This is a genomic window from Variovorax sp. 3319 (genome assembly GCF_031456585.1).
In the GTDB taxonomy this organism is placed as follows: domain Bacteria; phylum Pseudomonadota; class Gammaproteobacteria; order Burkholderiales; family Burkholderiaceae_C; genus Variovorax; species Variovorax paradoxus_P.
On sequence record NZ_JAVDUZ010000004.1, the window covers coordinates 204,640 to 229,804 of the forward strand.

A 25,165-nucleotide genomic window follows, 5' to 3' on the forward strand; every position below is an offset into this window, starting at 1 on the left:
GCTACTTTAGCCAGCCGCGCCGGCGGAAGTACCACATCGGCACCAGCGCGCTGGCCGCCATCAGGGCCAGCGCATACGGGTAGCCCAGCGACCAGTCGAGCTCGGGCATGAACTTGAAGTTCATGCCGTAGATGCTCGCAATCAGCGTGGGCGGCAGCAGCGCCACGCTGGCCACCGAGAAGATCTTGATGGTCTTGTTCTGGTTGATGTTGATGAAACCGACGGTCGCATCCATCAGGAAGTTGATCTTGTCGAACAGGAAGGCCGTGTGGTTGTCCAGCGACTCGATGTCGCGCAGGATCTGCCGCGCCTCTTCGAACTGCTCGGCGTTGAGCATGCGGCTGCGCATCATGAAGCTCACCGCGCGGCGCGTGTCCATCACGTTGCGGCGGATGCGGCCGTTCAAGTCTTCCTGCCGCGCGATGGCGCCCAGCACCTCGCCCGCCAGCTCGTCGCTCACGTTGCCTTCGAGCACCTTCTTGCCGGCGATCTCGAGTTCGTCGTAGATGTTCTCGAGCGTGTCGGCCGAGTATTCGGCGTCGGCGTCGAACAGCTTGAGCAGCACTTCCTTGGCGTCTTCGATCAACCCCGGCGCGCGGCGCGCACGCATGCGCAGCAGGCGAAACACGGGCACGTCTTCGTCGTGGATCGAGAACAGTACGCCGCGGCTGCGCAGCTCGGTGTTGTGCTGATTCAGGATGAACGCCACGCGCACCGAGCGCGGGTCTTCGTCGTCGTCGATCAGAAAGTCGGAGCGGATGTGCAGTTCGCCGTTGTCTTCTTCATAGAAGCGGGCCGATTCCTCGATGTCCTCGTCCATCGCGTCTTCGGGAATCGAGAGGCCGTAGTACTGCTTGATCCAGCGCTTTTCCTCGAGCGTGGGCGATTCGAGATCGACCCAGATCGGCTGGAACTTGGAAAGCTCCTCCAGCGATTCGATCTCTTCCTGGACGAGGCGACCATTGGCGAGCGTAAAGATATTGAGCATGGCTCACTCCCGTGAAATGACTGAGGCGATGGGGCGAGGGAGGGGCGCTTTCAAATCCCAGGCCCGGCAAGCAGGCGTCAGAGGGGAGTTGAAAGCTGCCGAGACGGGGCGGTTTCCATGATGCGGTCTCCAGTTGCAGCGAGGCGCGATTATGTCATCGGCCATGTGACGGCAGGCTCGCCGATCTGGATGGACATACAGTAAAGTCGCGGTCATGCAGACCGCTGCGCTCCCCGTTTTTTCTACCGCCGGTGCCACGCAGGCCGACCGCCTGGCCGCCGCGCTCGGCACGCTCAACGACGAGCAGCGCGCCGCGGTCGAGCATGGCATCGGCACGCTGGTAGGCCGCGACGAGCGCCCACTGCTGGTCATTGCGGGGGCGGGCTCGGGCAAGACCAGCACCTTGGCGCACCGGGTGGCGCACCTGATTGCCGGTGGCGTCGACTCGCAGCGCTTGCTGCTGCTCACCTTTTCACGCCGTGCCGCGCAAGAAATGGAACGCCGCGCCGGACAGGTGCTGGCGCGCGTGCTGGGGCTCAAGTCCGAAAAGCCGCCGGCGCTGCCGTGGGCCGGCACTTTCCACGGCATCGGCGCGCGCCTGCTGCGCGAATACGCCGCGCACATCGGGCTGAACGACAACTTCACGATTCACGACCGGGGCGACGCCGAGGACCTGATGGGCCTGGTGCGTCACGATCTCGGCCTGTCGACGAGCGTCAACCGCTTTCCGCGCAAAGGCACCTGCCTTTCCATCTACTCGCGCTGCGTCAACACGCGCGCTCCGCTGGCCCAGGTGCTGTCCGAAGCCTTTCCCTGGTGCGCCGAATGGGAAGCGGAGCTCAAGCGCCTGTTCGGTGCCTACGTAGAAGCCAAGCAGCAGCAGAACGTGCTCGATTACGACGACCTGCTGCTCTATTGGGCAGGCATGGTGGCCGAGCCTGCGCTTGCCGCACTGGTCGGATCGCGCTTCGACCACGTGCTGGTCGATGAATACCAGGACACCAACCTGCTGCAGTCCTCGATTCTTCTCGCCCTCAAGCCAGATGGCCGCGGCGTGACGGTGGTGGGGGACGACGCGCAGTCGATCTACTCTTTCAGAGGCGCAACGGTCCGTAACATCCTCGACTTTCCCTCGCAGTTTTCGCAGGCCGCGCGCGTTGTCACGCTGGAGCGCAACTATCGCTCGACGCAGCCGATTCTCGATGTCTCCAACCGCGTCATCGCCCAGGCCGCCGAGCGGCATGCCAAGACGCTCTGGACCGACAAGCCGTCCGCCGGCCGGCCGCAGTTGGTGCTGGTGCCCGACGAGGCGCAGCAGGCGGTGTGGGTGGCCGACAAGGTGCTCGAGCATCGCGAAGGCGGCCTCGTGCTCAAGTCGCAAGCGGTGCTTTTTCGCACGTCCACGCACAGCGCGCCGCTCGAGCTCGAACTGGCGCGCCGCAACATCCCGTTCGTCAAATACGGCGGCCTCAAGTTCCTCGAGGCCTCGCATGTCAAAGACCTGCTCGCGGTGCTGCGCTTTGCCGAAAACCCGCGCGGGCGCATGGCGGGTTTTCGCGTCACGCAACTCATTCCGGGCATCGGGCCCGCCACGGGCGCCCGGCTGCTCGACGCCATGGACCAGGCGGCCGATCCGGCCGCGGCCGTGCGCGACTTCGTGCCGCCCTCCGCGGCGCGCGCCGAATGGGCGGTGTTTGCCGAAGCCTATGCCGCGCTGCGCGCGCCTTCTTTGCCCTGGCCGGCCGATGTGGAGCAGGCGGTGGGCTGGTACTTGCCGCATCTGGAGCGGCTGTATGACGATTCTTCGGGTGTGCGGCGCGGCGATATCGAGCAGCTCGCCCGGCTTGCGGCAGGCTATGGCTCGCGCGAGCGCTTCCTGACCGAACTCACGCTCGATCCACCCGAAGCCACCAGCGACCGCCCGGGTCCGCCGCTGCTCGACGAGGACTACCTCATCCTTTCGACCATCCATTCGGCCAAGGGGCAGGAGTGGAACTCGGTGCATGTGCTCAACGTGGTCGACGGCTGCCTGCCGGCAGACGTAGCGCAGAGCGCGCACGAGCTCGAAGAGGAACGGCGCCTGCTCTATGTGGCGATGACCCGCGCGCGCGACCATCTGCACCTGCTGGTGCCGCAGCGCTTCTACGTGACGCAGCAGGCGGTGCGCGGCGACCGGCACCTCTATGCCAACCGCACGCGCTTTATCTCCGACCGCGACCTTGCAGGCTTCGAGCAGCAAACCTGGCCGCCTCCGCCCGTGCGGCCGCCAGCGGTACCGCCGCCCGCCGCGGTCATCGACCTGCGCAACCGCATGCGCGCCGCCTGGAGCTGAGCCAAGGCCCGCTTCGCCTGTAACCGGGCGAGGCCGCGCCGCGACCCCCCGGGCAACTCAGGTATTGCAATACCGTGACAGCTTGGGCATAGTGAATCGACCTTCTCCTCTTTCTCTTCTTCTCTTTCTCTCCCCCGCACCCATTTCATCTGTATGTCGCCGGCCACGCTTCATTCCGGAGCCGTGGTCATTTCCCAACCGTCAATTCCAGGAGGTCTTTCATGAATTTGACGATCAGCGGTCATCACCTCGACGTCACACCTGCCTTGCGCACCTACGTCACGAGCAAGCTGGACCGGATTACCCGGCATTTCGACCAGGTGGTCGATGTCAAGGTGATCCTTACGGTGGAAAAGCAGAAGGAAAAGGAACGCCGGCAAAAGGCGGAGTGCAACATTCACGTCAAGGGCAATGACATGTTCGCGGAGTCGAGCCACGCTGATCTCTACGCCGCGGTCGATGAGCTGGTCGACAAGCTCGACCGGCAAGTGGTGCGCCACAAGGACCGCCTGCAAGACCACCATCACGCCGCGCCCAAGCGCGTGATGTAAGGCACGGCACCGGCTGCCGCCGGGCCTGCGCAAGCCGCCTTCGGGCGGCTTTTGCTTTTTATTACGTCTTTTCGGCCCTTGATCCACGGGCCGCTGGGCAACATGTAGATAAAAAGTAAGTAACCGGACTGGGGGTTTTTACCAAGCAGGTGCATAATCGCCCCCGCCCCGCACCCACCATGAATCGCCTCGCGTCCATCCTGCCGCCCGCTCAAGTCCTCGTGAGCGTTGACGCTACGAGCAAGAAGCGTGCTTTCGAAGAAGCAGGCTTGTTGTTCGAGAGCCTTCACGGGCTGGGCCGTGCCCTGATCACCGACAGCCTGTTTGCGCGTGAGCGTCTGGGCTCTACAGGGCTTGGCCACGGGGTTGCCATTCCGCATGGCCGGATCAAGGGACTCAAGGCGCCAATGGCCGCTGTTTTCCAGCTGGCAAACCCCATCGGGTTCGACGCGCCGGACGAGCAGCCCGTCGGCCTCCTGATCTTTCTGCTGGTGCCCGAGGCGGCCACCCAGAAGCACCTTGAAATCCTTTCTGAAATTGCCGAGTTGCTGAGCGACGCAGGCCTGCGCGAGCAAATCAAGTCGAGCACCGACGCAGCCGCGCTGCACGGGCTCATTGCCGGCTGGCAGTCGACGCAAGTCGCGTAAAGGTGCTTCCCGCACCTTCAGGGCCGCAGCAGCGGCCCCGCAGCGCCGGTTCCGGGTTATTCTGGGCTGCTCCAATACCAGGCGCTGAGCGCCATCTCCCGCACGCATGAAGCCGACCGTCATCAGCGCCGATGCCATGTTCGAGGAATTCCGCGGCTCGCTCCGCTGGGAGTGGCTCGCAGGACTCGGCGCCTCCGAACGCCAATTCGACCCCGAAGTCATCAGCCGCGCGCAGTCTGCGGCCGACCTGGTCGGTTACCTCAACTACATCCACCCCTACCGCGTGCAGATCCTGGGCGCCCGCGAGGTCGCCTACCTGACGCGCGGCAGCCAGGAAGACTGCGCCCGGCGCATTGCCCGCATCGTCACGCTGGAGCCCCCAATGCTGGTGCTGGCCGACGGCCAGGCTGCGCCGGACGAATTGCTATCAATTTGCGAGCGCGCCCAGCTGCCGCTGTTTGCCACGCGTGAATCGTCGGCCTTCGTGATCGACCTGCTGCGGGCCTATTTGTCCAAGCACTTCGCCGAGCGCACCTCGATGCACGGCGTGTTCATGGACATCCTGGGCATGGGCGTGATGATCACCGGCGAATCGGGGCTCGGCAAAAGCGAACTCGGGCTGGAGCTGATTTCGCGCGGCAACGGCCTGGTGGCCGACGATGCGGTCGATCTTTACCGCATCAACCAGAACACCATCGAAGGGCGCTGCCCCGACCTGCTGCTCAACCTGCTCGAAGTGCGCGGCATCGGCTTGCTGGATATCCGCGCAATCTTCGGCGAAACCGCCGTGCGCCGGAAGATGCGGCTCAAGCTCATCGTGCACCTGGTGCGGCGCGACAGCTTCGAGCGCGACTACGAGCGCATGCCCTCGGCGCCCCTCACGCAAGACGTGCTGGGCATACCTGTGCGCAAGGTCATCATCCAGGTGGTGGCCGGCCGAAACATCGCCGTGCTGGTGGAAGCGGCCGTGCGCAATTCAATCCTGCAGCTGCGCGGCATCGACACGTACGCCGACTTCGTCGCGCGCCACCACAAGGCCATGGAAAGCGGCCGCGACGGGGATTGACCAGCTACCTTTTGCTGACGCAATCGGCGCAGAGGCCATACAGCGACATGGCGTGGTCCTGCAGGATCCAGCCCTTGTCCTTGGCAATCATCTGCTGGCGGCGCTCGATCTCGGCGTCGTAGAACTCCTCGACCTTGCCGCACGAAGTGCAGATCAGGTGGTCGTGGTGCGTACCCTCGTTGAGCTCGTACACCGCCTTGCCGCTTTCGAAGTGGCTGCGCTCGAGGATGCCGGCCTGTTCGAACTGCGTCAGCACGCGGTAGACGGTGGCCAGGCCGATGTCGGAGTGTTCGTTCAACAGCACGCGAAACACGTCTTCGGCTGTCATGTGGCGCTGGCTGCCGGTTTGGAAGATCTCCAGGATCTTCAGGCGTGGCAGTGTGGCCTTGAGGCCGGTATTCTTGAGTTCGTCGATATTGGCCATGATGGTTCCTGCCCAGTGCTGCGGGCGGGCCCCCAAGGGGCCAGCCGCTACAATGGCCGATCATATCGCTACCCCTCTTTCCTCCCATGCCTGCCATTCTCCAACGCCGTCCCTGGCTGCTGGCCGCGGCCGTCGCAGCGACGTTCTGCCTCAGCGCCTGCAGCGGTTTCAGCGATCGCACGCGGGGTGCGCTTTCGGCCATCACGCCTTACAAGGTCGAAGTGGTCCAAGGCAATTTCGTGTCCAAGGAACAGGTCGAGGCGCTCAAGCCCGGCATGTCGCGCCAGCAGGTGCGTGAAATCCTCGGCACTTCGCTCCTGACCGACGTCTTCCACAAGGACCGTTGGGACTACGTCTTCACTATCAAGCGCCAGGGCGTCGATCCGCAGGAGCGCCGCCTCACGGTCTTCTTCAACGGCGAGCTGCTCGACCGCTTCGAAGGCGACCAGATGCCGAGCGAAGAAGAATTCGTCGCCACGCTCGACACCCGCAAGAAGAGCGGCAAGATTCCGCCGCTCGAGGCCACGGAAGAAGAGCTGAAGAAATTCGCTCCCAAGGAAGACAGCAGCAAAAAGGCCGATGCCACTGCTGCTGCCCCCAACCTGCCGCCACTGCCGGCGGCGTATCCCCCGCTCGAAGCGGCGCGCTGAGCACGCGCCAACCAGCGAGGGCGGGCGCACCCGCCGAGTCAGGCGGGCGCTGCCGGCTTCCGTGCCCCATTTCGAAGGCTGAATCCGCGTGACTGAATCCATTTCTTCTCCTCTTTCCGAGTCCTCCACGCCCGCCCTGCGTCGCATTGCAATTGCCGGCGCTTCGGGCCGCATGGGCCGCATGCTGATCGAGGCCGTGCGCGAGGCGCAGGATTGCCGCCTTGCCGGCGCGCTCGACATGGCGGGCAGCGACGCCATCGGCGCCGATGCGGCCGCTTTCCTCGGCTTCACGAGCGGCGTGCCCATCGTCTCCGACCTGCGCACCGGCCTGCAAGACGCGCAGGTGCTCATCGACTTCACCCGGCCCGAAGGCACGCTCGCGCATCTGGCTATTTGCCGTGAACTCGGCGTGCAGGCCGTGATCGGCACCACCGGCTTCAGCGACGCGCAAAAAGCCGAAATTGCCGATATCTCCAAAGACATCGCGATCATGGTTTCGCCCAACATGAGCGTGGGCGTCAACGTTACCTTCAAGCTGCTCGAAATGGCAGCCAAGGCCATGGCCACCGGCTACGACATCGAGATCATCGAGGCGCACCACCGCCACAAGGTCGATGCGCCCTCGGGCACCGCTCTCAAGATGGGCGAAGTCATTGCCGACGCGCTCGGCCGCGACCTGAAGGAATGCGCCGTCTACGCGCGCGAAGGCATCACCGGCGAGCGCGATCCTTTCACCATCGGCTTCTCCGCCATCCGCGGCGGCGACATCGTCGGCGACCACACGGTGCTGTTTGCCGGCACCGGCGAGCGCATCGAAATCACCCACAAATCGGCCAGCCGCGTGACCTACGCACAGGGCGCACTTCGTGCCGTGCGCTTCCTGGCCGGCCAGAAGTCGGGCCTGTTCGACATGTTCGACGTGCTCGGCCTGCGCTGAAATGACGGCCCCCCGGCTTACCACTCCGTGTGTTTCGCCACCCCCCTTGGGTGAGGCGCGGCTCGCCTTGGGGCGGCCCGGCGGCGGCCGCAACCGATGAGCGTGCTCGAACTGCTGACCCAGGGCGACGGCGTCAGCCGCTCGGTGGCCGCGCTGCTGCTCGCAATGTCCATCTCGAGCTGGGTCGTCATTCTCTGGAAGGCTTGGTTGCTGCGCGGCGGTACGCGCGACGTGCTTCGCAGCATTGCGGCGTTCTGGCAATCCGCCACGCTGGCTGACGCGGAGCAGCGGCTCAAGGCGTTCGATCGCGCAACGCTGGTGCTGCCGGCAGTGAACGCCATCAAGAATGCCGCCGCCGATGTGAACAGCGCAACGCTCGGTGCCGCCGGCGACCGCAACCAGCGGCTCACACGGGCCCTGCGCGAGGCGCTGCATGGTGCGCTGCGCCGCCTGCAGTCCGGCCAGATCCTGCTGGCCACCGTTGGCGCCACGGCCCCGTTCGTCGGGCTGCTCGGCACGGTGTGGGGCATCTACGGCGCACTCTCCGGCATTGCCGGGCAGACGGGCGGCTTCACCATCGACAAGGTGGCGGGGCCCGTGGGCGAGGCGCTGGTGATGACAGCTTTCGGCCTGGCCGTGGCTATTCCGGCGGTGCTCGCCTACAACGTGTTCGGCCGCGTCATCGGCCGCGTCGAGGCAGAGCTCGAAGGCTTTGCGCACGACCTGCTCGGCAGCTTCGGCAGTGCGCCTGCACCGGCTGCGCCGCCGCCCGCAAGGCCGATGCCGGTTTCGGCCTGATTCGAAACGGGGCTCGACGCACCATGGCCTTCGGTCGCACCTCGCTCGGCAGCAGTGCCGCTGGCGGCGGGCGCGCGACCGGCGCTGGCGGACAGCGGCCGCTTTCCGACATCAACGTCACGCCGCTGGTCGATGTGATGCTGGTGCTGCTGGTCATCTTCATCATTACCGCGCCCTTGATGGCCAGTTCGATCAAGCTCGACCTGCCGCAGACCGATGCAGGCCAACCCAACGACGCGCCCAAGTTCGTGAGCGTTTCCGTCGATTCATCGGGCAAGGTTTTCTTCAATGACCAGCCGGTCACCGATGAAGAGCTGGCCGCCCGGTTGCAGAAAGCGGCCGCCGACAGCAAGGACACCGAAGTGCAACTGCGTGCCGACCAGACCGTGCCCTACGGCAAGGTCGTGGCGCTCATGGGCATTGCAAACAAGGCGGGCCTGAGCCGTATCGGGTTTGTGACCGAGGCCGAAGCGGCGCCGGCAAAACCGCGCTGATCGTGTCTTGCTCCCTCCCCCGAGAGGGGAGGGAGAGAACGACTCAGCCCAGCACCACCGGCTTGGTGCGCCAGATTTCATGCGCGTACTGCGCAATGGTGCGGTCCGACGAAAACGCCCCCATCCCCGCCACATTCAGGATCGCCATGCGCGTCCATGCGTCCGAGTCGCGGTACAGCGCATCGACCTCGGCCTGCTTCGCAACGTAGCTTGCGTAGTCGGCCAATAGCAGATAGTGGTCCCCCCAGTTCACCAGCGCGTCGAAGATGCCCTGGTAGCGCGCCGGTTCGCCGTGGGAAAAGGTCCCGTCGCGAATTGCATCGAGCACGCGCTTGAGCTCCGGGTTGGCCTCGTAGATGTCGCGCGGCTGGTAGCCGTGCGCGCGAATGTCTGCCACCTCGGGCGTGGTGTTGCCGAAGATGAAGATGTTCTCCGCGCCCACGTTGTCGCGCATCTCCACATTGGCCCCGTCCAGCGTGCCGATGGTGAGTGCCCCATTGAGCGCGAACTTCATGTTGCCGGTGCCGGAGGCCTCTGTGCCCGCCGTGGAAATTTGCTCCGACAAATCGGCCGCGGGCATGATCACCTCGGCCAGGCTCACGCTGTAGTTGGGCAGAAACACCACCTTCAGCAGCTTGCCCACCCGCGCGTCGTTGTTGATGGTGGTTGCCACGTCGTTGATCAGCCGGATCACGAGCTTGGCCATCTGGTACGCCGATGCGGCCTTGCCTGCGAACACCACCACGCGCGGCACGATGTCGATGGTTTCGCCGGCGGCCTGCGCATCGAGAATGCGGTGGTAGCGCGTGATCACGTGCAGCACGTTGAGCAGTTGCCGCTTGTATTCGTGGATGCGCTTTACCTGCACGTCGAACATCGCGTCGGTGTCGAGCACAAGGCTCATGTGCTGCTCCACCCAGTTGGCCAGGCGCAGTTTGTTCTCGCGCTTGGCATGGCGAAAGGCACGCGCGAAAGGCGGTTGGGCCGCCATCGGCCGCAGTGCCTCCAGCTGCGAAAGGTCGCGACGCCAGCCCTTGCCCAGGCGCTGGTCGAGCAGGCTCGCAAGCGGCGGGTTGGCCTGCGCAAGCCAGCGCCGCGGCGTCACGCCGTTGGTCTTGTTGTTGAAGCGTTCCGGAAAGATCCTTGCGAAGTCGGCAAAGATCGATTGCTTCATGAGCTCCGAGTGCAGGCCCGACACGCCGTTTATCGAGTGGCTTGCAAGCACCGCCACGTACGCCATGCGCACGCGGCGCTCGCCTGCCTCGTCCACCAGCGAGAGGCGGCGCAGCAGCTCCACGTCGTTGCCGGCCTTCTGCGTCACGGTGGCCAGGAACTTCGCGTTCATGTCGTAGATGATCTGCAGGTGCCGCGGCAGGATGCGCCCCAGCATCTCGACCGGCCATGTTTCGAGCGCCTCGTGCATGAGCGTGTGGTTGGTGTAGCTGAACACCTTCTGCGTGTGGGCCCAGGCCACGTCCCACGCCAGGCCGTGCTCGTCGAGCAACAGGCGCATGAGCTCGGGCACTGCGAGCACCGGGTGCGTGTCGTTCAGGTGAATGCTCACCTTGTCGGCCAGCTGGTCGAAGGTCTTGTGGTTGCGCAGGTACCGCCGCAGCAGGTCTTGCACGCTTGCGCTGCAGAAAAAATATTCCTGGTGCAGCCGCAGCTCCCGGCCCGATGGCGTGGAGTCGTCGGGGTAGAGCACGCGCGAAACGTTTTCCGAATGGTTCTTGCTTTCAACCGCTGCCATGTAGTTGCCGCGGTTGAAGGCAGAGAGATCGATCTCCTCGGTGGCACGTGCCGACCACAGCCGCAGCGTGTTGGTGGCCTGCGTGCCGTAGCCCGGAATGATGGTGTCGTAGGCCACGGCCAGCACGTCGTGCGTGTCGACCCAGTCGGCTGCGCCGTAGGGCGCATTGGTGCCTTCGCGCCTTTGCACGTGGCCTCCGAAGCGCACGCGGTAGTTCACCTCGGGCCGTTGAAACTCCCACGGGTTGCCGCGCGTGAGCCAGTAGTCGGGCGTTTCCACCTGTTGGCCGTCGACGATGCGCTGGCGGAACATGCCGTATTCGTAGCGAATGCCGTACCCCATGCCCGGCACGCCGAGCGTGGCCATCGAATCGAGAAAGCAGGCCGCGAGCCGGCCCAGGCCGCCATTGCCCAGCGCCGCATCGGGCTCGCGCTCGGCCAGCGCAGCCATGTCGACGCCGAAGTCGGCCAGCGCGTCGCGCACGGTGTCGTAAAGGTCGACCGCCAGCAGCGCGTTGGTGAAGGTGCGCCCGATCAGGAATTCCATCGAGAGGTAGTAGACGCGCTTCAGGTCTTGCGCATAGTTGGCGCGGGTGGTCGCCATCCAGCGCTCGACCAACTGGTCGCGCACGGCCATCGAGGTGGCAATCAGCCAGTCGTCCTGGCTGGCGGCGACGGGGTCTTTGCCGACGGCGTAGATGAGCTTGTTGGCCACTGCGCGCTTGAAGGCGGCCACGTCGCGGTCGGGGTGGTCATAGGCGAAGTCTTTGATGGTCATGGGCTTCGGTGGTAAATGGTTGTGGGTTGTGCGCCGTGGCGCAATCAGGCGACAGCGGGCTCGAGCGCCTGCCGGTACACTTCGATGTATTGGGCGGCGGCGGTGGCCCAGTCTGCCGGGCGCCGCATGGCGTTGCCGCGCACCCGCCGCCAGTCGGGCGCGCGCTGGTAAAGAGCGAAGGCGCGCCGCAGCGCGCGGTTGTAGTCGGCTGCGTCGAAGCGGTCGAACACGAAGCCGGTGGCGTCGCCGCTTGCCAGGTCTTCGAGCGTGCAGTCGACCACTGTATCGGCCAGGCCGCCGACGCGGCGCACCAGCGGCAGGCTGCCGTACTTCAGCCCGTACATCTGGGTGAGGCCGCAGGGCTCGAAGAGCGAAGGCACCAGCGTCACGTCGCCGCCGCCGAAAAGCTGGTGCGCCAGGGTTTCGTTGTAGCCGATGGTGACGCTGACCGATTGCGGCGCCGCCGCCGCACGCTGGCGAAAGGCTTCTTCGAGCCCGGCTTCGCCGCTGCCCAGCAGCGCAAGCTGGCCGCCTTCGGCCAGCAACGCATCGAGCCCACCGAGCACCAGGTGCAAGCCCTTCTGCTCGGTAAGCCGGCTCACCAGAATGAAGAGCGGCGCATCGGGCCGCACGGCCAGGCCCAGCTGATGCTGCAGCACCGCCTTGCAGCGCGCCTTGCCCGCCATGTGGCGGCCCTCGGGCGCATGGAAGCCCTGCACCAGCGTCGGATCGAGGGCCGGGTTCCAGACCTTGTCGTCGACGGCGTTGAGGATGCCCGTGAGCACGTCGCCGCGCAGGCGCAGCAGGCCGTCGAGGCCGAAGCCCTGTTCGGGCGTCTGGATTTCGCGCGCGTAGGTCGGGCTTACGGTGGTCAGGCGGTCTGCAAAGTAGAGGCCGCCTTTCATGAACGACACCTGCCCGTGGTATTCGAGCCCGTTCATGTGGAATGCAGGCCCCGGCAGGCCCAGGTCGGCAAAGTTCCATGGCGCCGAAATGCCCTGGTAGGCCAGGTTGTGCACCGTGAACACGCTGCCCACGCGGGGCGCACCGGCCTGCCGCGCAAAGTGCAGGTAGGCCGGCGCCAGGCCCGCATGCCAGTCGTGCGCATGCACGACCTCGGGTTGCCACGTGGGATCGAGCCCTTGTGCAAGCTGCGCAGCCGCCCAGCCCAGCAGCGCGAAGCGCCGATGGTTGTCGCCATAGGGCTGGCGCGTGCTGTCTTCGTACGGATTGCCTGGCCGGTCGTAGAGCGCCGGCGCATCGATCACGTAAGCGGGGATCGGCGCGTTGCCATCGACCACGATGTGCCCCGCGCGCAACGCGAAGCGTTCGCCCCACGGCGCAGCAAACCCGGCCACCAGCGACAGGTCGCGCACACCGGCAAGAATGGCCGGAAAGCCCGGCAGCAGCACCCGCGCGTCCTGCCCGGCGGCCATGAGGGCGAGCGGCAACGCGCCCGCCACGTCGGCAAGGCCGCCGGTCTTGAGCAGGGGAAAGAGTTCGGCGCTGACCTGGAGTATTCGCATCGTGGGAGCGGTGCGGCCTCAGGCAGCCAGTCGCTTGAGCATTTCGCGCGTGACAAGCACCACGCCGGTTTCGGTGCGCTCGAAGTTCGCGGCGTCGGCCTCCGCGTCTTCGCCGATCACCATGTCGTCCGGAATGACGCACCCGCGGTCGATCACCACGCGGTTGAGCTTGCAGCCGCGGCCGACCTCCACGTCGGGCAGCAGCACGGCTTCGTTGATTTCGCAGAACGAATGAATGCGCACGCCCGAGAACAGCACCGAGCTGCTCACCTTGGAGCCCGAGACGATGCACCCGCCCGAGACGATGGTGTTGACGGTCATGCCGTGCTTGCCGTCCCGGTCGAGCACGAACTTGGCCGGCGGCAACTGCCGCTGGTAGGTCCAGATGGGCCAGTCTGTGTCATAGATGTCGAGCTCGGGGGTGATCGAGGCCAGATCGAGGTTGGCTGCCCAGAATGCATCAATCGTGCCCACGTCGCGCCAGTAGGCCTTGGCGTCGGGCCCGCGCGAGGCACGGGTAACGCACGACATGCCGAACGGATGCGCCAGTGCACGGCCCTGCGCCACGGCGCGCGGAATGATGTCCTTGCCGAAATCGTGGCTCGAATCGGGGTTGGCGGCGTCTTCTTCGAGCAGCTGGTAAAGATATTCGGAGTCGAACACGTAGATGCCCATGCTGGCGAGCGCCAGGTCGGGGTGGCCAGGCATGGCGGGCGGATCGGCCGGCTTTTCGAGAAAGGCGGTGATCTGACGGCCGTCGTCGATGGCCATCACGCCGAACGCCGTGGCCTCCATGCGCGGCACCTCGATGCAGCCGACCGTGCAGCCCAGCCCGCGCTCGGCGTGGTCCTTGACCATGATGGAGTAATCCATCTTGTAGATGTGGTCGCCGGCCAGCACCACCACGTAGTCATGCTTGGTCGAGCGGGTCTGGATGATGTCCAGGTTTTGAAACACCGCATCGGCCGTGCCTCGGTACCAGTGCTCGTCGCCTGTGCGCTGCTGGGCAGGCAGCACGTCGACCATTTCGTTGAGTTCCGCGCGCAGAAAGCTCCAGCCGCGCTGCAGGTGGCGCATGAGCGAGTGCGACTTGTACTGCGTAACCACTGCCATGCGCCGGATGCCCGAGTTGAGGCAGTTGGACAGCGCGAAATCGATGATGCGGAACTTGCCGCCAAAGTAGACCGCCGGCTTGGCGCGCCGGTCGGTCAGCTGTTTCAGGCGCGAACCGCGCCCGCCGGCCAGCACCAGCGCGATGGTGCGGCGAACCAGTTGATGCGCCTGCAGGGGCGCTTGCGGCGTGCTGTTGTTGTCCATCTGAGGTCTCCGTTCGTTGTCGGGTTCGTCTCGTCGTCGTCGTCGGGGTTTCCGCGATCAGCCTAGCACCGTGCCGCACGGCTGGCTCCTACGTTCTTGCAATCCAGAGGCTCGAATGAGGCACTTCCACCGTGCCCGCATGGGTTTGGCCGGGGCTGCTGCCGATGTCCGCCTCGGGGTCGGTCGCGAGCCGGCAGCGCCAGCCACCGGAAGGCAGTGCAAAAGAAACAGCTTTCGGCCCCGCATTCACCAGCACCAGCCAGGCCGTTTCATCCGTCGCCGCGGCTTCGAAAAGGATTGCAAGTGCCGTGCCGTGGTTCCAGTCGGCATCTTGCATGGGCGCTCCGTCAGGACGCAGCCAGCGGATGCCCGGTGTTCCCGGTGCCGGTCGAGCGGGCCACCATCGCGTGCTGCGCAGGGCGGGGGCTTCGCGCCTCAACGCGATGAGCCGTGCCACGAAGGCGCTCAGGCGGGCGGCATTGCTCGCGGGTTCGTGCGTGCCGATCCAGGCGAGCCAGGTGGTTTCGTTGTCCTGGCAATAGGCGTTGTTATTGCCTTGCTGGCTGTGGCCGAGCTCGTCTCCGGCCAGCAGCATGGGCGTGCCTTGCGAGAGCAGCAGCGTGGCGAGCAGTGCCCGCTGCAGCCGGCTGCGCCAGGCCAGCACCGCGGGGTCGTCGCTAGGCCCTTCGACGCCGAAGTTGTTGCCGAGGTTGTGGGCATGGCCGTCGCGGTTGTTCTCGCCGTTGGCCAGGTTGTGGCGTTCTTCGTAGCTCAGCAGGTCGCGCAGCGTAAAGCCGTCGTGCGCGGTGATGAAGTTGACGCTGGCGGTGGGCGCGCGGCCGTGGTGGGCAAACTGCGAACTCGATGCGGTGAAGCGATGCGCAAAATCGCCAAGGCCTGCCGCTCCGCTGCGCCCCTGCCGCAGCCAGAAGCCGCGCTGCGTGTCGCGGTAGCGGTCGTTCCACTCGAGCCAGCCCGGCGGAAATTCGCCGAGCCGGTAGCCGCCCGCGCCAATGTCCCAGGGCTCCGCGATCAGCAGCGTGCGCGAGAGCACCGGGTCTTGCGCAACGGCCGCAAAGAAGGCTGCCTGTGCATCGAAGCTGCCATCGGCGCCGCGCCCCAGCACGGGAGCCAGATCGAAGCGGAAGCCGTCCACGCCGAGCTCGCAAACCCAATGGCGCAGGCTGTCCATCACCAGTTGCAGCACGCGCGGCTCGGCCAGGTTGAGGCAGTTGCCGCACCCGGTCCAGTTGGCATACAGCGCACGGTCGTCCGCACGCAGGTGGTAGTACAGCGCGTTGTCGATGCCGCGCAGAGAGAGCGTGGGGCCGAACTCGTCGGTCTCGGCGCTGTGGTTGTAGACCACGTCGATCACCAGCTCCATGCCGCGCGCATGCACCGCATCGGCCATGGCGCGGAATTCGCTCGCAGGCGTGGTGCCCGGGCGGCCGCTCCAGTAGCGAGCCTCGGGCGCAAACCAGCCGATGGTGTTGTAGCCCCAGTAGTTGCTGAGGCCCATGGCGAGCAGCCGTTGCTCGTCGGCGCGGTGCTGCACCGGCATCAGGCTCAGCGTGGTCACGCCGAGGCCTTGCAGATGGTCGAGCACCGCGGGCTCGGCCAAGCCGGCGTAAGTGCCGCGCAATGCGGCGGGCACGGCGGGGTGCAGCCGGGTCTGCCCCCGCACATGCAGTTCGTAGAGCACGCGCTCCCCGGCCGGGATGCGGGCATGGCCTGGGGTTGCCGCCGTGCTGCCGGCCGCCGTTACGCGGGCCTTCAGCGCCACGGCCGCGTTATCGCGCGTGCTCCGCTGGTCCGGGCTCGCGGGGTCATGCCCCAGGAACAGGTCGCTGCCGTCGTATGCGCCGACGATCTCGCGCGCATACGGGTCGAGCAGCACCTTGGCGGCGTTGAATCGCTGCCCCTCGTGCGGTGCCCACGGGCCGTGCACGCGAAAGCCGTAGACCAGCCCGGCGCGTCCGCTCGGCAGCAGCCCATGCCAGACACCGTCTGTAAAGGCGGGCAGCCGGATGCGTTGCTGCTCGTTGCGGCCCGTGCCGTCGAACAGGCAAAGCTCGACGGCCTCGGCATTCGGCGCCACGAGCGCAAAGTTCACGCCGTTCGGCGAAAGCGTTGCGCCAAGGGGAAAAGGGGAACCCGTATTCAGCATGCTCTCAAACCAACACCCACATCACGGTGGCCAAGGGAGGCACGCTGATCTCGATTGCATGGTCCTTGCCGTGCCACCGGGTCGATGAACTCCGGACCACGCCATTGCCCACGCCGCTGCCGCTGTATACCGCGGCATCGGTGTTGATGGCCTCGCGATATGCTCCCGCCACCGGTACCCCGAGCCTGTATCCGTGCCGCGGCAGTGGCGTGAAGTTGCACACCGCCACCACGAACGAACCGTCGCGCGCCCGGCGCACGAAGGCGAACACCGATTGGTCGGCATCGTCGTGGACGATCCACTCGAAGCCGGCTCTTTCGGTGTCGAGCTGATGCAAGGCAGGAAAGTGCCGGTACACGTTGTTCAGGTCGCGCACCAGGCGCCGAACCCCCTGGTGCTGCGCGTGCTCCAACAGGTGCCAGTCCAGGCTGCGGTCCGCGTTCCATTCGGCCACCTGAGCAAATTCGCTTCCCATGAAGAGCAGCTTCTTTCCCGGGTAGGCCCACAGGTAGCCGTACAGGTTGCGCAGCCCCGCAAACTTTTGCCACTCGTCGCCCGGCATGCGCCCGAACATCGAGCCCTTGCCGTGCACCACTTCGTCGTGCGACAGCGGCAGCACGAAGTTCTCGCTGTGCGCATACATCAGCCCGAAGGTGATCTGCTGGTGATGGTGCTTGCGGTGGACGGGGTCGGTGCCCGCATAGGCGAGCGTGTCGTTCATCCAGCCCATGTTCCATTTGTAGTGAAAGCCCAGGCCGCCGTCTTCGGGCGGCCGCGTCACGCCCGGAAAACTGGTCGATTCTTCGGCCAGCGTGATCGCGCCCGGCCGCTCCACGCCCACCACGTGGTTCATGCGCCGCAGGAAGCCGATGGCCTCGAGGTTCTCGCGTCCGCCATAGGCGTTGGGCACCCACTCGCCCGCCTTGCGGCTGTAGTCGCGGTAGAGCATGGAGGCCACCGCATCGACGCGCAGGCCATCGACCCCATAGCGTTCGAGCCAGTACAGCGCATTGCCGACGAGATAGTTGCGCACTTCGGTGCGCGCGTAGTTGAAGATGAGCGTCTTCCAGTCGTTGTGAAAGCCTTCGCGCGGGTCGGCGTATTCGTAGAGCGCAGTGCCGTCGAAGCGGCCGAGGCCGTGTGCATCGGTCGGAAAGTGCGCGGGTACCCAGTCGAGGATGACGCCGAGCCCCGCCGCGTGCGCCGTTTCGACAAAGTGGCGAAAGTCGCCCGGTGTGCCGAAGCGCGACGTGGGGGCATACAGGCCGATGGGCTGGTAGCCCCACGAGCCGTCGAACGGATGCTCGCTCACCGGCAACAGCTCGATGTGCGTAAAGCCCATGTCGCGCGCATAGGGCACCAGCGTGTCGGCCAACTCGCGATAGTCCAGCCACTCGTGCCCGTTCTTGCGGCGCCACGAGCCCAGGTGCACTTCGTAGATGCTGACCGGTGCATCGCGGCCGTTGGCTGCTGCACGTTCGGGCGGCATGGCTGCCGGGGCGGGCAGCGGTGCCACCACGCATGCGGTTTCGGGCCGCAGGCGCGAAGAAAAAGCGAACGGGTCGGCCTTGCGCAGCACCTCGCCTTCGGAGGAAAGAATCTCGAATTCGTAGCTGTCGCCGGTGGCCACTTGCGGCGCAAAGATTTCCCACACACCGCACTCGCGGCGCAGCCGCATCATGTGGCGACGGCCGTCCCAGTTGTTGAAGTCTCCCACCACGGACACCCGCCGCGCGTTCGGCGCCCACACCGCAAACGCAACGCCCTTGACGCCATCGACCTCTCGCAGGTGCGCGCCCAGCTGCTCCCAAGGCCGCAGGTGGGTGCCCTCGGCCAGCAGCCACACGTCCGTTTCGCCGAGCACGAACGGAAAGCGGTAAGGGTCTTCGAGCCGCGAAGTGTGCGTGCCCCAGTCGACCTGGAACGAATAGCCCAGCAACGCCTCCGCCGCCGGAACCAGGCCCGAAAAGATGTCGGTACCGTCTTGCCGGGTGAGCATGGCCAGCGGCCAGCCGGTGCGCGAGTGCATCACGGCCACGCTGAGGGCGCCGGGCAAGAGAGCGCGCACCTGCAGGCCGTCTCGTGTTTCATGCGGCCCGAGCACCGCGAAGGGATCGCCGTGTTCGGCGCGCATGAGCGCACGTGCTTCGCGTTCGGGCAGCAGCATCGGTGGCATGTTCTTCACATTTGCTCTTCGCTGGCGGGGCGACCGAAAAAGACGCCGTAGGGTGCCAGTGTCAGCGTGCACGTGTCGCCGGTTGCCTGCACGCGCGCGCCGGCCTGCGGCGAATGCGGGTGTCCCGGCAACGGCAAGAGCGGCTCGTGCAACGCGACCGAAACGGATTCGTCGCCCAGGTTGAAAAGGGCTTGCAGAGACTGGTTGCCTTCGCGCCGCTCGAACCACAGCACCGGCTCGGGCGCATCGAAGAACGTGATGCTGCCCGTGCGCAGCAGCGGCTGCGTGCGGCGCCAGTGCAGCAGCGCGCGGCTGAAGGCGAGCATGGAGTCGGGGTCGGTCGATTGGCGATCGACAGCCAGCGGCAGGTGGCGGCCGTGGACCGGCAGCCATGGCCCGCCGGTGGTGAAGCCGGCGTGGAGCTCGTCGGCCTTCCAGGGCATGGGCGTGCGGCAGCCGTCGCGGCCCTTGAACTCGGGCCAGAACGCGCGGCCGTAGGGGTCTTGCAGCAACTCGAACGGCACCTCGGCTTCGGGCAGGCCGAGTTCCTCGCCCTGGTAGATGCTGGCGCTGCCGCGCAGGGTGAGCAGCAGCGTCAGCCAGAGCCGGTCGCGCCGGGTGTCTTCGGGTTTGCCGTTGCTCCAGCGCGTGGCCACGCGGGGCACATCGTGGTTGGACACGGCCCAGCAGCCCCAGCCGCCCGTGGGCGCAAGCGCCTGGTCGAGTGTTTCGACCTGGTGGCGCAGGTGCTGCACGCTGTGGTCGGCCGTCAGCAGGCTGAAGCTGTAGGCCAGGTGCAGGCGACGGCCCAGTTCGGTGTACTGCGCCATCACGGGCGGTGCGTTCTCGTCGCCCACTTCACCGAGCGCGACCGCGCCGTAGGCATCGAGCAGCTTGCGCAGGCTTTCGAGAAAGAGCAGGTTCTCCATCTGGCTCTTGTCGTAGAGGTGCTGCTGCATGGCATAGGGGTTGTCGGCGCGCACGGTGCTCACCTCGTCCAGCGCGGCCGTGCTGGCGGGCGGGTTGTCGCGCAGCAGTGCATCGTGGAACTGGTGGTTGCATGCATCGAAGCGAAAGCCGTCCACGCCGCGCTCGCACCAGAAACGCACTTCGCCCAGCAGCGCCTCCTGCACCTCGGCGCAGTGAAAGTTCAGGTCGGGCTGCTCCTTGAGAAAGCTGTGCAGGTAGTACTGCCGGCGGCGCGAGTCCCACTGCCATGCCGGGCCGCCAAACACCGACAGCCAGTTGGTCGGCGGCGTGCCGTCGGGCTTCGGGTCGGCCCATACGTACCAGTCTGCCTTGGGATTGGTGCGGCTCGAGCGGCTTTCGGCAAACCAGGCGTGTTGGTCCGAAGTATGCGAAAGCACCTGGTCGATGATGATCTTCAGGCCCAGCGAATGCGCGCGGGCCAGCATCTCGTCGAAGTCGTCCAGGGTGCCGAAGATCGGGTCCACGTCGCGGTAGTCGGACACGTCGTAGCCGAAGTCCTTCATCGGCGAGCGGAAGAAGGGCGACACCCAGATCGCGTCGACCCCCAGGCCTGCCATGTGCTCGAGCCTGGAGGTGATGCCAGGCAGGTCGCCAATGCCATCGCCGTTGCTGTCCATGAAGCTGCGCGGGTAGATCTGGTAGATCACCGCGCCGCGCCACCATTCGCTGTTACTGCCGTGATTGCTGCGCATGCTGCCCCTGTGGTCTGAAAATCATTGTGGCATGCGAGATCCGGGCCCGGTCCATGCATGGGCCCAAACCGGCACACCTGAAAAGCTTTCTACACTGGGCAGGGGTTTCATGTGAACCCCGCTCCCGTTCCCGCTTGCAAGATGACAACCGACCCCGCTCCCTTCGTACTTTCTTCTTCGCCGGAAGGCCTTGCCGCGCTCGAGAAGCGGCTTGCCAAGGATCTGGAATGCCTCGGCTGGCCAGCACGTCCATGGATGCCCGTTCGCGAGCACGCAGGCGAGCCGGTGCTCGACGTGGCCATCATCGGGGGCGGACAGGCCGGGCTCGCGGCCGCCGCTGCCCTTGCGCAGCAAGGCATTCGCGCGGTGGTGTTCGACCGCTCGCCGCCGGGCAACGAAGGGCCATGGGCCACCACCGCGCGCATGGAAACCCTGCGTTCGCCCAAGGAGCTGACCGGCCCTGCGCTCGGCCTGCCCGCGCTGACCTTCCGCGCCTGGTTCGAGGCCCAGTTCGGCGCCGAAGCCTGGGCGGTGCTGGACAAGATCCCGCGCCTGCAGTGGATGGATTACCTGGTCTGGTACCGACGCGTGATGAACGTCGATGTGCGCAACGAGACCGCGGTCACCGCAATCAGGCCGTTGCCCGATGCGCCGCTGGTGCGGCTGGAGCTGCGCACGCCCGCCGGAGCGCAGCGCGTGCTGGCGCGCCGCGTGGTGCTTGCCACGGGGCGCGACGGGCTCGGCGGCCCCGCCGTTCCTGCTTTTGTCCATGCATTGCCGCGCTCGAAATGGGCGCACTCGTCCGACGCGATGGACTACGGCAAGCTGGCCGGCCTGCGCGTGGGTGTGATCGGCGCAGGCTCCTCGGCCATGGACAGCGCGGCCACCGCACTCGAATGCGGCGCGCACAGCGTCGAGCTGCTGATCCGCCGGCCCGACCTGCCGCGCGTCAACAAGGGCAAGGGCGCCGGCGTGCCGGGCCTGACGCAGGGGCACTACGACCTGCCCGATGAGCTCAAGTGGCGCATTCGCCACTACATCAACGTGGCGAACGTGCCGCCTCCGCACGGCAGCACGCTGCGCGTGTCGCGGTTTCCGAATGCGTTCTTCAACTTCGGCTGCCCGGTTCTTTCGATCGAGCCGCAGGGCGCGTCGATGCGGGTGTCCACGCCGAAGGGCGATTTCGTTTTCGACTTTCTCATTGTCTCGACCGGCTTCAAGGTCGACTGGAGCAACCGTCCCGAGTTCGATGCCATTGCATCGCATGTGCGCACCTGGAAAGACCGCTTCGTGCCCACGCCCGGCAACGAAGACCAGGAGCTGGCCGACTCGCCCGATCTCGGCCCGGTGTTCGAGTTTCAGGAGCGCATGCCCGGCGAATGCCCGGGGCTCGAGCGAATCCATTGCTTCTGCTACCCGGCGGCCTTGTCGCACGGCACGGTGTCGGGCGACATTCCCGCGATCAGCGACGGCGCCAAGCGGCTTGCGAGCGGCATGGCCAGCCTTTTCTATCGCGAAGATTTCGAGCACCACTTTGCCAACATCGAAGCCTACAGCGAGCCCGAACTGTTCGGCGACGAATGGGTGCCCGCACCGCCGCCGGCCGAACGTGGCTGAACCTTCGGACTTTTTGAACCGGATTGAACTGAAACGCATGACAACAACTTCCTACGACGCATCTGCACCGCTCGACGTGGTCGACGCCTCGGTGCCGCTGGCACCAACCCAGGCCACCCGCACGCTGCGGCTGCAGCGCGACAAGGTCATGGCGGCCACGCAGGGCAGCTACGACGCCATGTTCTCCCCCACGGTCGAAGGCATTTCGGTGGCCGAGCGCCTGCTGGTGGCGCTGCACGCCTGCAGCGTTTCCAAGGCCGCGACGCTTGCCGGGCACTACCGCGAGCGCTTGCTGGCCGAGGGCGCAGACCGCGAACTGGTTGCAGCCGTTGGGAGCGGCGCCCCGGTGGCGGATACGCGGCTGCGCACCGTGCTGGCGTTTACCGCCAGCCTGATCGAGCGCCCCATCGAAGGCGACAAGGCCTCGGTCGAGGCACTGGCCCAGGCGGGCCTTTCGACGCCCGCCATCGTCGCGCTCGGCCAACTGATTGCCTTTTTGTCCTACCAGATACGCATGGTCGCGGGCCTGCAGGCGCTCGCAGCTTCGGAGGTATCGCAATGACCACGCCGATCCGCATCAAGGGCTTTACCAACGAGGTGCTGAGCTGGAGGCCCTGGCTCGACCCGGTCGACGTTGCCTCCGCCACGCCGGCGCAACTGGCCGCGCTCGACGAGATGAGCCCGCAGGCGCGCACCTCGCCGTACTTTCTGGTGCTGGCGCATCAGCCCGAAATGCTGCTGCAGCGTTCGATTGCCTTCAACGCGATCATGTTTGCGCCGGGCGGCATGCCGCGGGCCGAGCGTGAACTGGGCGCCACGGTCGAATCGCGCGTCAACGGCTGCGTGTATTGCGCCTCGGTGCATGCGCAGCGCTTCGAACAGCTTGCCAAGCGCAACGACGTGATCTCGCAGGTGTTCGAGGAGCCGGCCTCGGCGGGCACCACGCCGCGCGAAAAGGCCATCGTCGAGTTTTCGATACGGCTTGGCGCCGAGCCCGACAAGGTGTCGGCGGAAGACGTGAAAGCGCTGAAAGAGGTGGGGCTGGCCGAACTCGAGATTCTCGACCTGATCCATTCGGTGGCGCTCTTTGCCTGGGCCAACCGGCTGATGCTCAACCTGGGCGAGCCGGTCTTTCCCGAGGCAACGCCCGCTTCATAGCCGGGCGAGCAGCCCCGCCACGGTTTCGGCGGACAGATTCAAGGGGGCCAGCAGGTCGTTCTGTTGCCGGTAGTCGGTGCCGCTCACCAGCGAGGCGGCATCCACGATGGTGCGCGTTGCGGGCGTGGGCACGCCGGCAATCCGGCCCAGCGCCTCGATGAACGCCAGGCCATAGGGCATGTCTTCGGTCACATAGCGGGTGTCGGTGCGCACAGGCCCCGGCGGGCCGCCCCGCTTGGCATGCAACTCGGCCGCAATGTCTTCGAGCCGCGCCGATTCGGTGCCGAAGGAGCGCGCAAAGTGTTCCTCGATGGGCCCGAGCTCGATGCCGAATGCCTTGGCCACGGCCAGCCTCTCCAGGTCCAGCGCCTCGATCGCACGGGCCACGCCGGGGGTCATGCAGTGGTATTGAGGCCAGTTTTCCGCGCGTTCGATGCGGCTCCAGTTGAAAACGGCAAGCGGGCCATGGGACTGCGGATTGACGTTCGCGAGTGCGCTGGCGAGCGTGTTTTGCTGCGGAAAGAAGCCGTTGCCGAACAGGGCGGTGCACAGTGCAAGGGCCTCTTCGAGGTTGGCGCCCGGCAGGGCGGATACGCCCACCGCCTTGCGCCGCGTCATCACCCTGACCTGCGTGCCCGACTCGCGGCGCGCGGTCAGCACCGTGGTGCCAAAGCTCGCAACGGTGATTCGCCTGCCCGCGCGAAGAGCGCTTTCATACAGGTACAGCGCGGACAGCGAGGCCATCGAGCTGACGATCACGACCTGACCGTCGCGCAGGGAGGGCAGCAGCGCATCCATTACGCGTTTGTGCCCGTTCACCGGGAGCGCAATCAGCAGCACGTCCGAGGCAAGGCAGAGTTCGGCCGCATCGTTCGCAACCTCGACGGCAACGGTGCACGGCTGCACGCCGCTGGCTTCGAGCGGCTGCGTGCGCAAGGCCTCGGCCCCTTGGCCGCCGGGCGACCAGAGCATGGCAGCGTGCCCCGCCTGCCTCAGCCACGCCGCGCTGGCGAGTGCGATGGCGCCTGCGCCCGCAATGCCGACCCGATAGCGCCTTGCCGGCTTTGCCTCTGCCTCAGTCAACCTTGATCCCGCCCTGCCTGATCACCTTCTCCCAGCGTTGGCTGTCTTCTGAAATGACCTTGGCCAGCGCCGGGCCGCCGCCGCAGGTGTTCACGGCGCCAAGCTGTGCAAAACGCTGTTTCGTTTCGGGCAGGTTGCACACCTCGACCAGCGCCGCCGACAGCTTTTCGATGCCGGCCGCCGGCATGCGTGCCGGCGCCATCACGCCCACCCACACCGGCACGTCCATGCCCGGCAGCCCTGTGGCCTCGGCCACCGTAGGCGGGGTGCCGAGACTGGGCAGCGCCGCGCGCGAGAAAGTGCCGAGCACGCGGGCCTTGCCGCTTGCGACCATCGGCTCGATGGAGGCTGCGCTGGTAACGATCAGCGCCACCTGCCCGCCCAGCAGGTCGGTGAGCGCCGGGGCCGCGCCACGGTATGGCACATGCAGCAGGTTCACGCCCGCCGCCTGCGCCAGCAGCGCGCCCGTCAGGTGAGACACGGTGCCGTTGCCGGTGGATGCGTAGGTGACCTGGCCCGGCTTGGCCTTGGCGTCGCGCAGCACGTCGGCCAGGGTTTTATAGGGGCTTTCAGTGCGCACGGCCACCGTCATGGGCGTGTCCCCGACCAAGGCCACGGGGGCGAGGTCGTGCGCCGGGTCGTACGGCATCTTTGCCTGCAGATGGGGGGTGATGGTGATGGCGCCGCCGGTGGCCAGGAGCACGGTGGCGCCGTCGGTTGCCTTGGCCACCGCATCGGCCGCCACGATGCCGCCGGCGCCCGCCTTGTTGTCGACGATGACGGTGCCGCCCAGCTTTTCGGTGAGCTTGGCGCCCAGGTAGCGGGCAATCACGTCCTGCGCGCCGCCCGGGGCGAAGGGCACGACGATTCGCAGCGGCTTGTCGTTGGCCTGCTGCGCCCACAGCGGCGTGGCAGTGGCAAGGCAGGCCGCAAGGCCCAGGGCGAGGGGTTTCCAAAGCAGTTTCATGGCTTTTTCCGATCCGCGTCAGGTGGCAGGAAGTCCTGCATTTCTGGGGACGAGTCTA

At 66.3% G+C, this 25,165-nt stretch carries 21 protein-coding genes; 11 read left to right on the forward strand and 10 right to left on the reverse strand.

The annotated features are described in order from the left end of the window. Position 1 precedes the first annotated feature (1 nt). Positions 2 to 988, reverse strand: a complete 987-nt coding sequence (corA, locus tag J2X67_RS10515; RefSeq protein WP_258503637.1) for a magnesium/cobalt transporter CorA — start codon at positions 986 to 988, stop codon at positions 2 to 4. 214 nt (positions 989 to 1,202) lie between these two features. Here corA and J2X67_RS10520 point away from each other — a divergent pair, with 214 nt between their 5' ends. From J2X67_RS10520 to hprK, 4 genes are all read left to right on the forward strand, one after another. Next, a complete protein-coding gene (locus J2X67_RS10520; protein ID WP_309952826.1) occupies positions 1,203 to 3,320 on the forward strand; it encodes an ATP-dependent helicase in 2,118 nt (705 codons plus the stop codon). 221 nt (positions 3,321 to 3,541) lie between these two features. Further along, positions 3,542 to 3,871, forward strand: coding sequence for a ribosome hibernation-promoting factor, HPF/YfiA family (gene hpf / locus J2X67_RS10525; RefSeq protein WP_126748817.1), 330 nt, complete (start codon positions 3,542 to 3,544; stop codon positions 3,869 to 3,871). Positions 3,872 to 4,050: 179 nt separating this feature from the next. Then, entirely contained in the window at positions 4,051 to 4,518 is a 468-nt protein-coding gene (locus J2X67_RS10530) for a PTS sugar transporter subunit IIA (RefSeq protein WP_126748816.1), read from the forward strand. A 106-nt stretch (positions 4,519 to 4,624) separates the two neighbouring features. Continuing rightward, a complete protein-coding gene (hprK, locus tag J2X67_RS10535; RefSeq protein ID WP_258503639.1) occupies positions 4,625 to 5,584 on the forward strand; it encodes an HPr(Ser) kinase/phosphatase in 960 nt (319 codons plus the stop codon). Between the two features lie 4 nt (positions 5,585 to 5,588). Here hprK and fur read toward each other — a convergent pair whose 3' ends face one another. After that, a complete protein-coding gene (gene fur / locus J2X67_RS10540) occupies positions 5,589 to 6,008 on the reverse strand; it encodes a ferric iron uptake transcriptional regulator (RefSeq protein WP_126748814.1) in 420 nt (139 codons plus the stop codon). Positions 6,009 to 6,094: 86 nt separating this feature from the next. Here fur and J2X67_RS10545 point away from each other — a divergent pair, with 86 nt between their 5' ends. The 4 genes from J2X67_RS10545 (at position 6,095) to J2X67_RS10560 (ending at position 8,887) form a co-directional block, all read left to right on the forward strand. Continuing rightward, a complete protein-coding gene (locus J2X67_RS10545; protein ID WP_309952831.1) occupies positions 6,095 to 6,658 on the forward strand; it encodes an outer membrane protein assembly factor BamE in 564 nt (187 codons plus the stop codon). 88 nt (positions 6,659 to 6,746) lie between these two features. Further along, a complete protein-coding gene (gene dapB, locus J2X67_RS10550; RefSeq protein WP_309952832.1) occupies positions 6,747 to 7,595 on the forward strand; it encodes a 4-hydroxy-tetrahydrodipicolinate reductase in 849 nt (282 codons plus the stop codon). 96 nt (positions 7,596 to 7,691) lie between these two features. After that, the gene (locus J2X67_RS10555) at positions 7,692 to 8,393 is read left to right on the forward strand and encodes a MotA/TolQ/ExbB proton channel family protein (RefSeq protein ID WP_309952833.1); all 702 of its coding nucleotides are present in this window, start codon (positions 7,692 to 7,694) and stop codon (positions 8,391 to 8,393) included. Positions 8,394 to 8,416: 23 nt separating this feature from the next. Beyond that, positions 8,417 to 8,887, forward strand: a complete 471-nt coding sequence (locus tag J2X67_RS10560; RefSeq protein ID WP_309952834.1) for a biopolymer transporter ExbD — start codon at positions 8,417 to 8,419, stop codon at positions 8,885 to 8,887. Positions 8,888 to 8,930: 43 nt separating this feature from the next. Here J2X67_RS10560 and J2X67_RS10565 read toward each other — a convergent pair whose 3' ends face one another. The 6 genes from J2X67_RS10565 to J2X67_RS10590 all read right to left on the reverse strand — a co-directional run bounded on the left by J2X67_RS10565 (position 8,931) and on the right by J2X67_RS10590 (position 20,282). Then, positions 8,931 to 11,414 carry a glycogen/starch/alpha-glucan phosphorylase gene (locus J2X67_RS10565; RefSeq protein ID WP_309952835.1) on the reverse strand — a complete coding sequence of 828 codons (2,484 nt, stop codon included), beginning with the start codon at positions 11,412 to 11,414 and terminating at the stop codon, positions 8,931 to 8,933. A 44-nt stretch (positions 11,415 to 11,458) separates the two neighbouring features. Then, positions 11,459 to 12,940, reverse strand: coding sequence for a glycogen synthase GlgA (gene glgA, locus J2X67_RS10570; protein ID WP_309952837.1), 1,482 nt, complete (start codon positions 12,938 to 12,940; stop codon positions 11,459 to 11,461). 18 nt (positions 12,941 to 12,958) lie between these two features. Then, positions 12,959 to 14,257: a glucose-1-phosphate adenylyltransferase gene (glgC, locus tag J2X67_RS10575; RefSeq protein WP_309952839.1), complete on the reverse strand. Its 1,299-nt coding sequence runs from the start codon at positions 14,255 to 14,257 to the stop codon at positions 12,959 to 12,961. Positions 14,258 to 14,345: 88 nt separating this feature from the next. After that, on the reverse strand, positions 14,346 to 16,424 hold the full coding sequence (glgX, locus tag J2X67_RS10580; RefSeq protein WP_309952841.1) for a glycogen debranching protein GlgX: 2,079 nt from the start codon (positions 16,422 to 16,424) through the stop codon (positions 14,346 to 14,348). A 4-nt stretch (positions 16,425 to 16,428) separates the two neighbouring features. Then, positions 16,429 to 18,600: a 1,4-alpha-glucan branching protein GlgB gene (glgB, locus tag J2X67_RS10585; protein WP_309953087.1), complete on the reverse strand. Its 2,172-nt coding sequence runs from the start codon at positions 18,598 to 18,600 to the stop codon at positions 16,429 to 16,431. 5 nt (positions 18,601 to 18,605) lie between these two features. After that, complete coding sequence (locus tag J2X67_RS10590; protein WP_309952843.1) at positions 18,606 to 20,282, reverse strand: alpha glucosidase; 1,677 nt, start codon at positions 20,280 to 20,282, stop codon at positions 18,606 to 18,608. 141 nt (positions 20,283 to 20,423) lie between these two features. Between J2X67_RS10590 and J2X67_RS10595 the strand changes: the two genes are divergently transcribed. From J2X67_RS10595 to J2X67_RS10605, 3 genes are read left to right on the forward strand one after another with little or no spacing between them, the layout of a single operon-like run. Further along, complete coding sequence (locus J2X67_RS10595; protein WP_309952845.1) at positions 20,424 to 21,899, forward strand: NAD(P)/FAD-dependent oxidoreductase; 1,476 nt, start codon at positions 20,424 to 20,426, stop codon at positions 21,897 to 21,899. Between the two features lie 37 nt (positions 21,900 to 21,936). Further along, a complete protein-coding gene (locus tag J2X67_RS10600; RefSeq protein WP_309952847.1) occupies positions 21,937 to 22,461 on the forward strand; it encodes a CMD domain protein in 525 nt (174 codons plus the stop codon). Continuing rightward, entirely contained in the window at positions 22,458 to 23,057 is a 600-nt protein-coding gene (locus J2X67_RS10605) for a peroxidase-related enzyme (RefSeq protein ID WP_309952850.1), read from the forward strand. The genes J2X67_RS10600 and J2X67_RS10605 overlap by 4 nt, the downstream gene beginning before the upstream one ends. On the opposite strand, the gene J2X67_RS10610 is transcribed toward J2X67_RS10605, so the two are convergent. Together J2X67_RS10610 and J2X67_RS10615 are read right to left on the reverse strand one after the other, a co-directional pair. Further along, positions 23,052 to 24,140: an NAD/NADP octopine/nopaline dehydrogenase family protein gene (locus J2X67_RS10610; protein WP_309952852.1), complete on the reverse strand. Its 1,089-nt coding sequence runs from the start codon at positions 24,138 to 24,140 to the stop codon at positions 23,052 to 23,054. The genes J2X67_RS10605 and J2X67_RS10610 overlap by 6 nt on opposite strands. Beyond that, the gene (locus J2X67_RS10615; RefSeq protein ID WP_309952854.1) at positions 24,133 to 25,107 is read right to left on the reverse strand and encodes a tripartite tricarboxylate transporter substrate binding protein; all 975 of its coding nucleotides are present in this window, start codon (positions 25,105 to 25,107) and stop codon (positions 24,133 to 24,135) included. The genes J2X67_RS10610 and J2X67_RS10615 overlap by 8 nt, the downstream gene beginning before the upstream one ends. Positions 25,108 to 25,165 lie beyond the last annotated feature (58 nt).

Excerpts from the sequence above, each read along its gene's own strand:
- corA (WP_258503637.1), bottom strand. The coding sequence starts at position 988 with ATGCTCAATATCTTTACGCTCGCCAATGGTCGCCTCGTCCAGGAAGAG.
- J2X67_RS10520 (WP_309952826.1), top strand. The coding sequence starts at position 1,203 with ATGCAGACCGCTGCGCTCCCCGTTTTTTCTACCGCCGGTGCCACGCAG.
- hpf (WP_126748817.1), top strand. The coding sequence starts at position 3,542 with ATGAATTTGACGATCAGCGGTCATCACCTCGACGTCACACCTGCCTTG.
- J2X67_RS10530 (WP_126748816.1), top strand. The coding sequence starts at position 4,051 with ATGAATCGCCTCGCGTCCATCCTGCCGCCCGCTCAAGTCCTCGTGAGC.
- hprK (WP_258503639.1), top strand. The coding sequence starts at position 4,625 with ATGAAGCCGACCGTCATCAGCGCCGATGCCATGTTCGAGGAATTCCGC.
- fur (WP_126748814.1), bottom strand. The coding sequence starts at position 6,008 with ATGGCCAATATCGACGAACTCAAGAATACCGGCCTCAAGGCCACACTG.
- J2X67_RS10545 (WP_309952831.1), top strand. The coding sequence starts at position 6,095 with ATGCCTGCCATTCTCCAACGCCGTCCCTGGCTGCTGGCCGCGGCCGTC.
- J2X67_RS10555 (WP_309952833.1), top strand. The coding sequence starts at position 7,692 with ATGAGCGTGCTCGAACTGCTGACCCAGGGCGACGGCGTCAGCCGCTCG.
- J2X67_RS10560 (WP_309952834.1), top strand. The coding sequence starts at position 8,417 with ATGGCCTTCGGTCGCACCTCGCTCGGCAGCAGTGCCGCTGGCGGCGGG.
- J2X67_RS10565 (WP_309952835.1), bottom strand. The coding sequence starts at position 11,414 with ATGACCATCAAAGACTTCGCCTATGACCACCCCGACCGCGACGTGGCC.
- glgA (WP_309952837.1), bottom strand. The coding sequence starts at position 12,940 with ATGCGAATACTCCAGGTCAGCGCCGAACTCTTTCCCCTGCTCAAGACC.
- glgC (WP_309952839.1), bottom strand. The coding sequence starts at position 14,257 with ATGGACAACAACAGCACGCCGCAAGCGCCCCTGCAGGCGCATCAACTG.
- glgX (WP_309952841.1), bottom strand. The coding sequence starts at position 16,424 with ATGCTGAATACGGGTTCCCCTTTTCCCCTTGGCGCAACGCTTTCGCCG.
- glgB (WP_309953087.1), bottom strand. The coding sequence starts at position 18,600 with ATGCCACCGATGCTGCTGCCCGAACGCGAAGCACGTGCGCTCATGCGC.
- J2X67_RS10590 (WP_309952843.1), bottom strand. The coding sequence starts at position 20,282 with ATGCGCAGCAATCACGGCAGTAACAGCGAATGGTGGCGCGGCGCGGTG.
- J2X67_RS10595 (WP_309952845.1), top strand. The coding sequence starts at position 20,424 with ATGACAACCGACCCCGCTCCCTTCGTACTTTCTTCTTCGCCGGAAGGC.
- J2X67_RS10600 (WP_309952847.1), top strand. The coding sequence starts at position 21,937 with ATGACAACAACTTCCTACGACGCATCTGCACCGCTCGACGTGGTCGAC.
- J2X67_RS10605 (WP_309952850.1), top strand. The coding sequence starts at position 22,458 with ATGACCACGCCGATCCGCATCAAGGGCTTTACCAACGAGGTGCTGAGC.
- J2X67_RS10615 (WP_309952854.1), bottom strand. The coding sequence starts at position 25,107 with ATGAAACTGCTTTGGAAACCCCTCGCCCTGGGCCTTGCGGCCTGCCTT.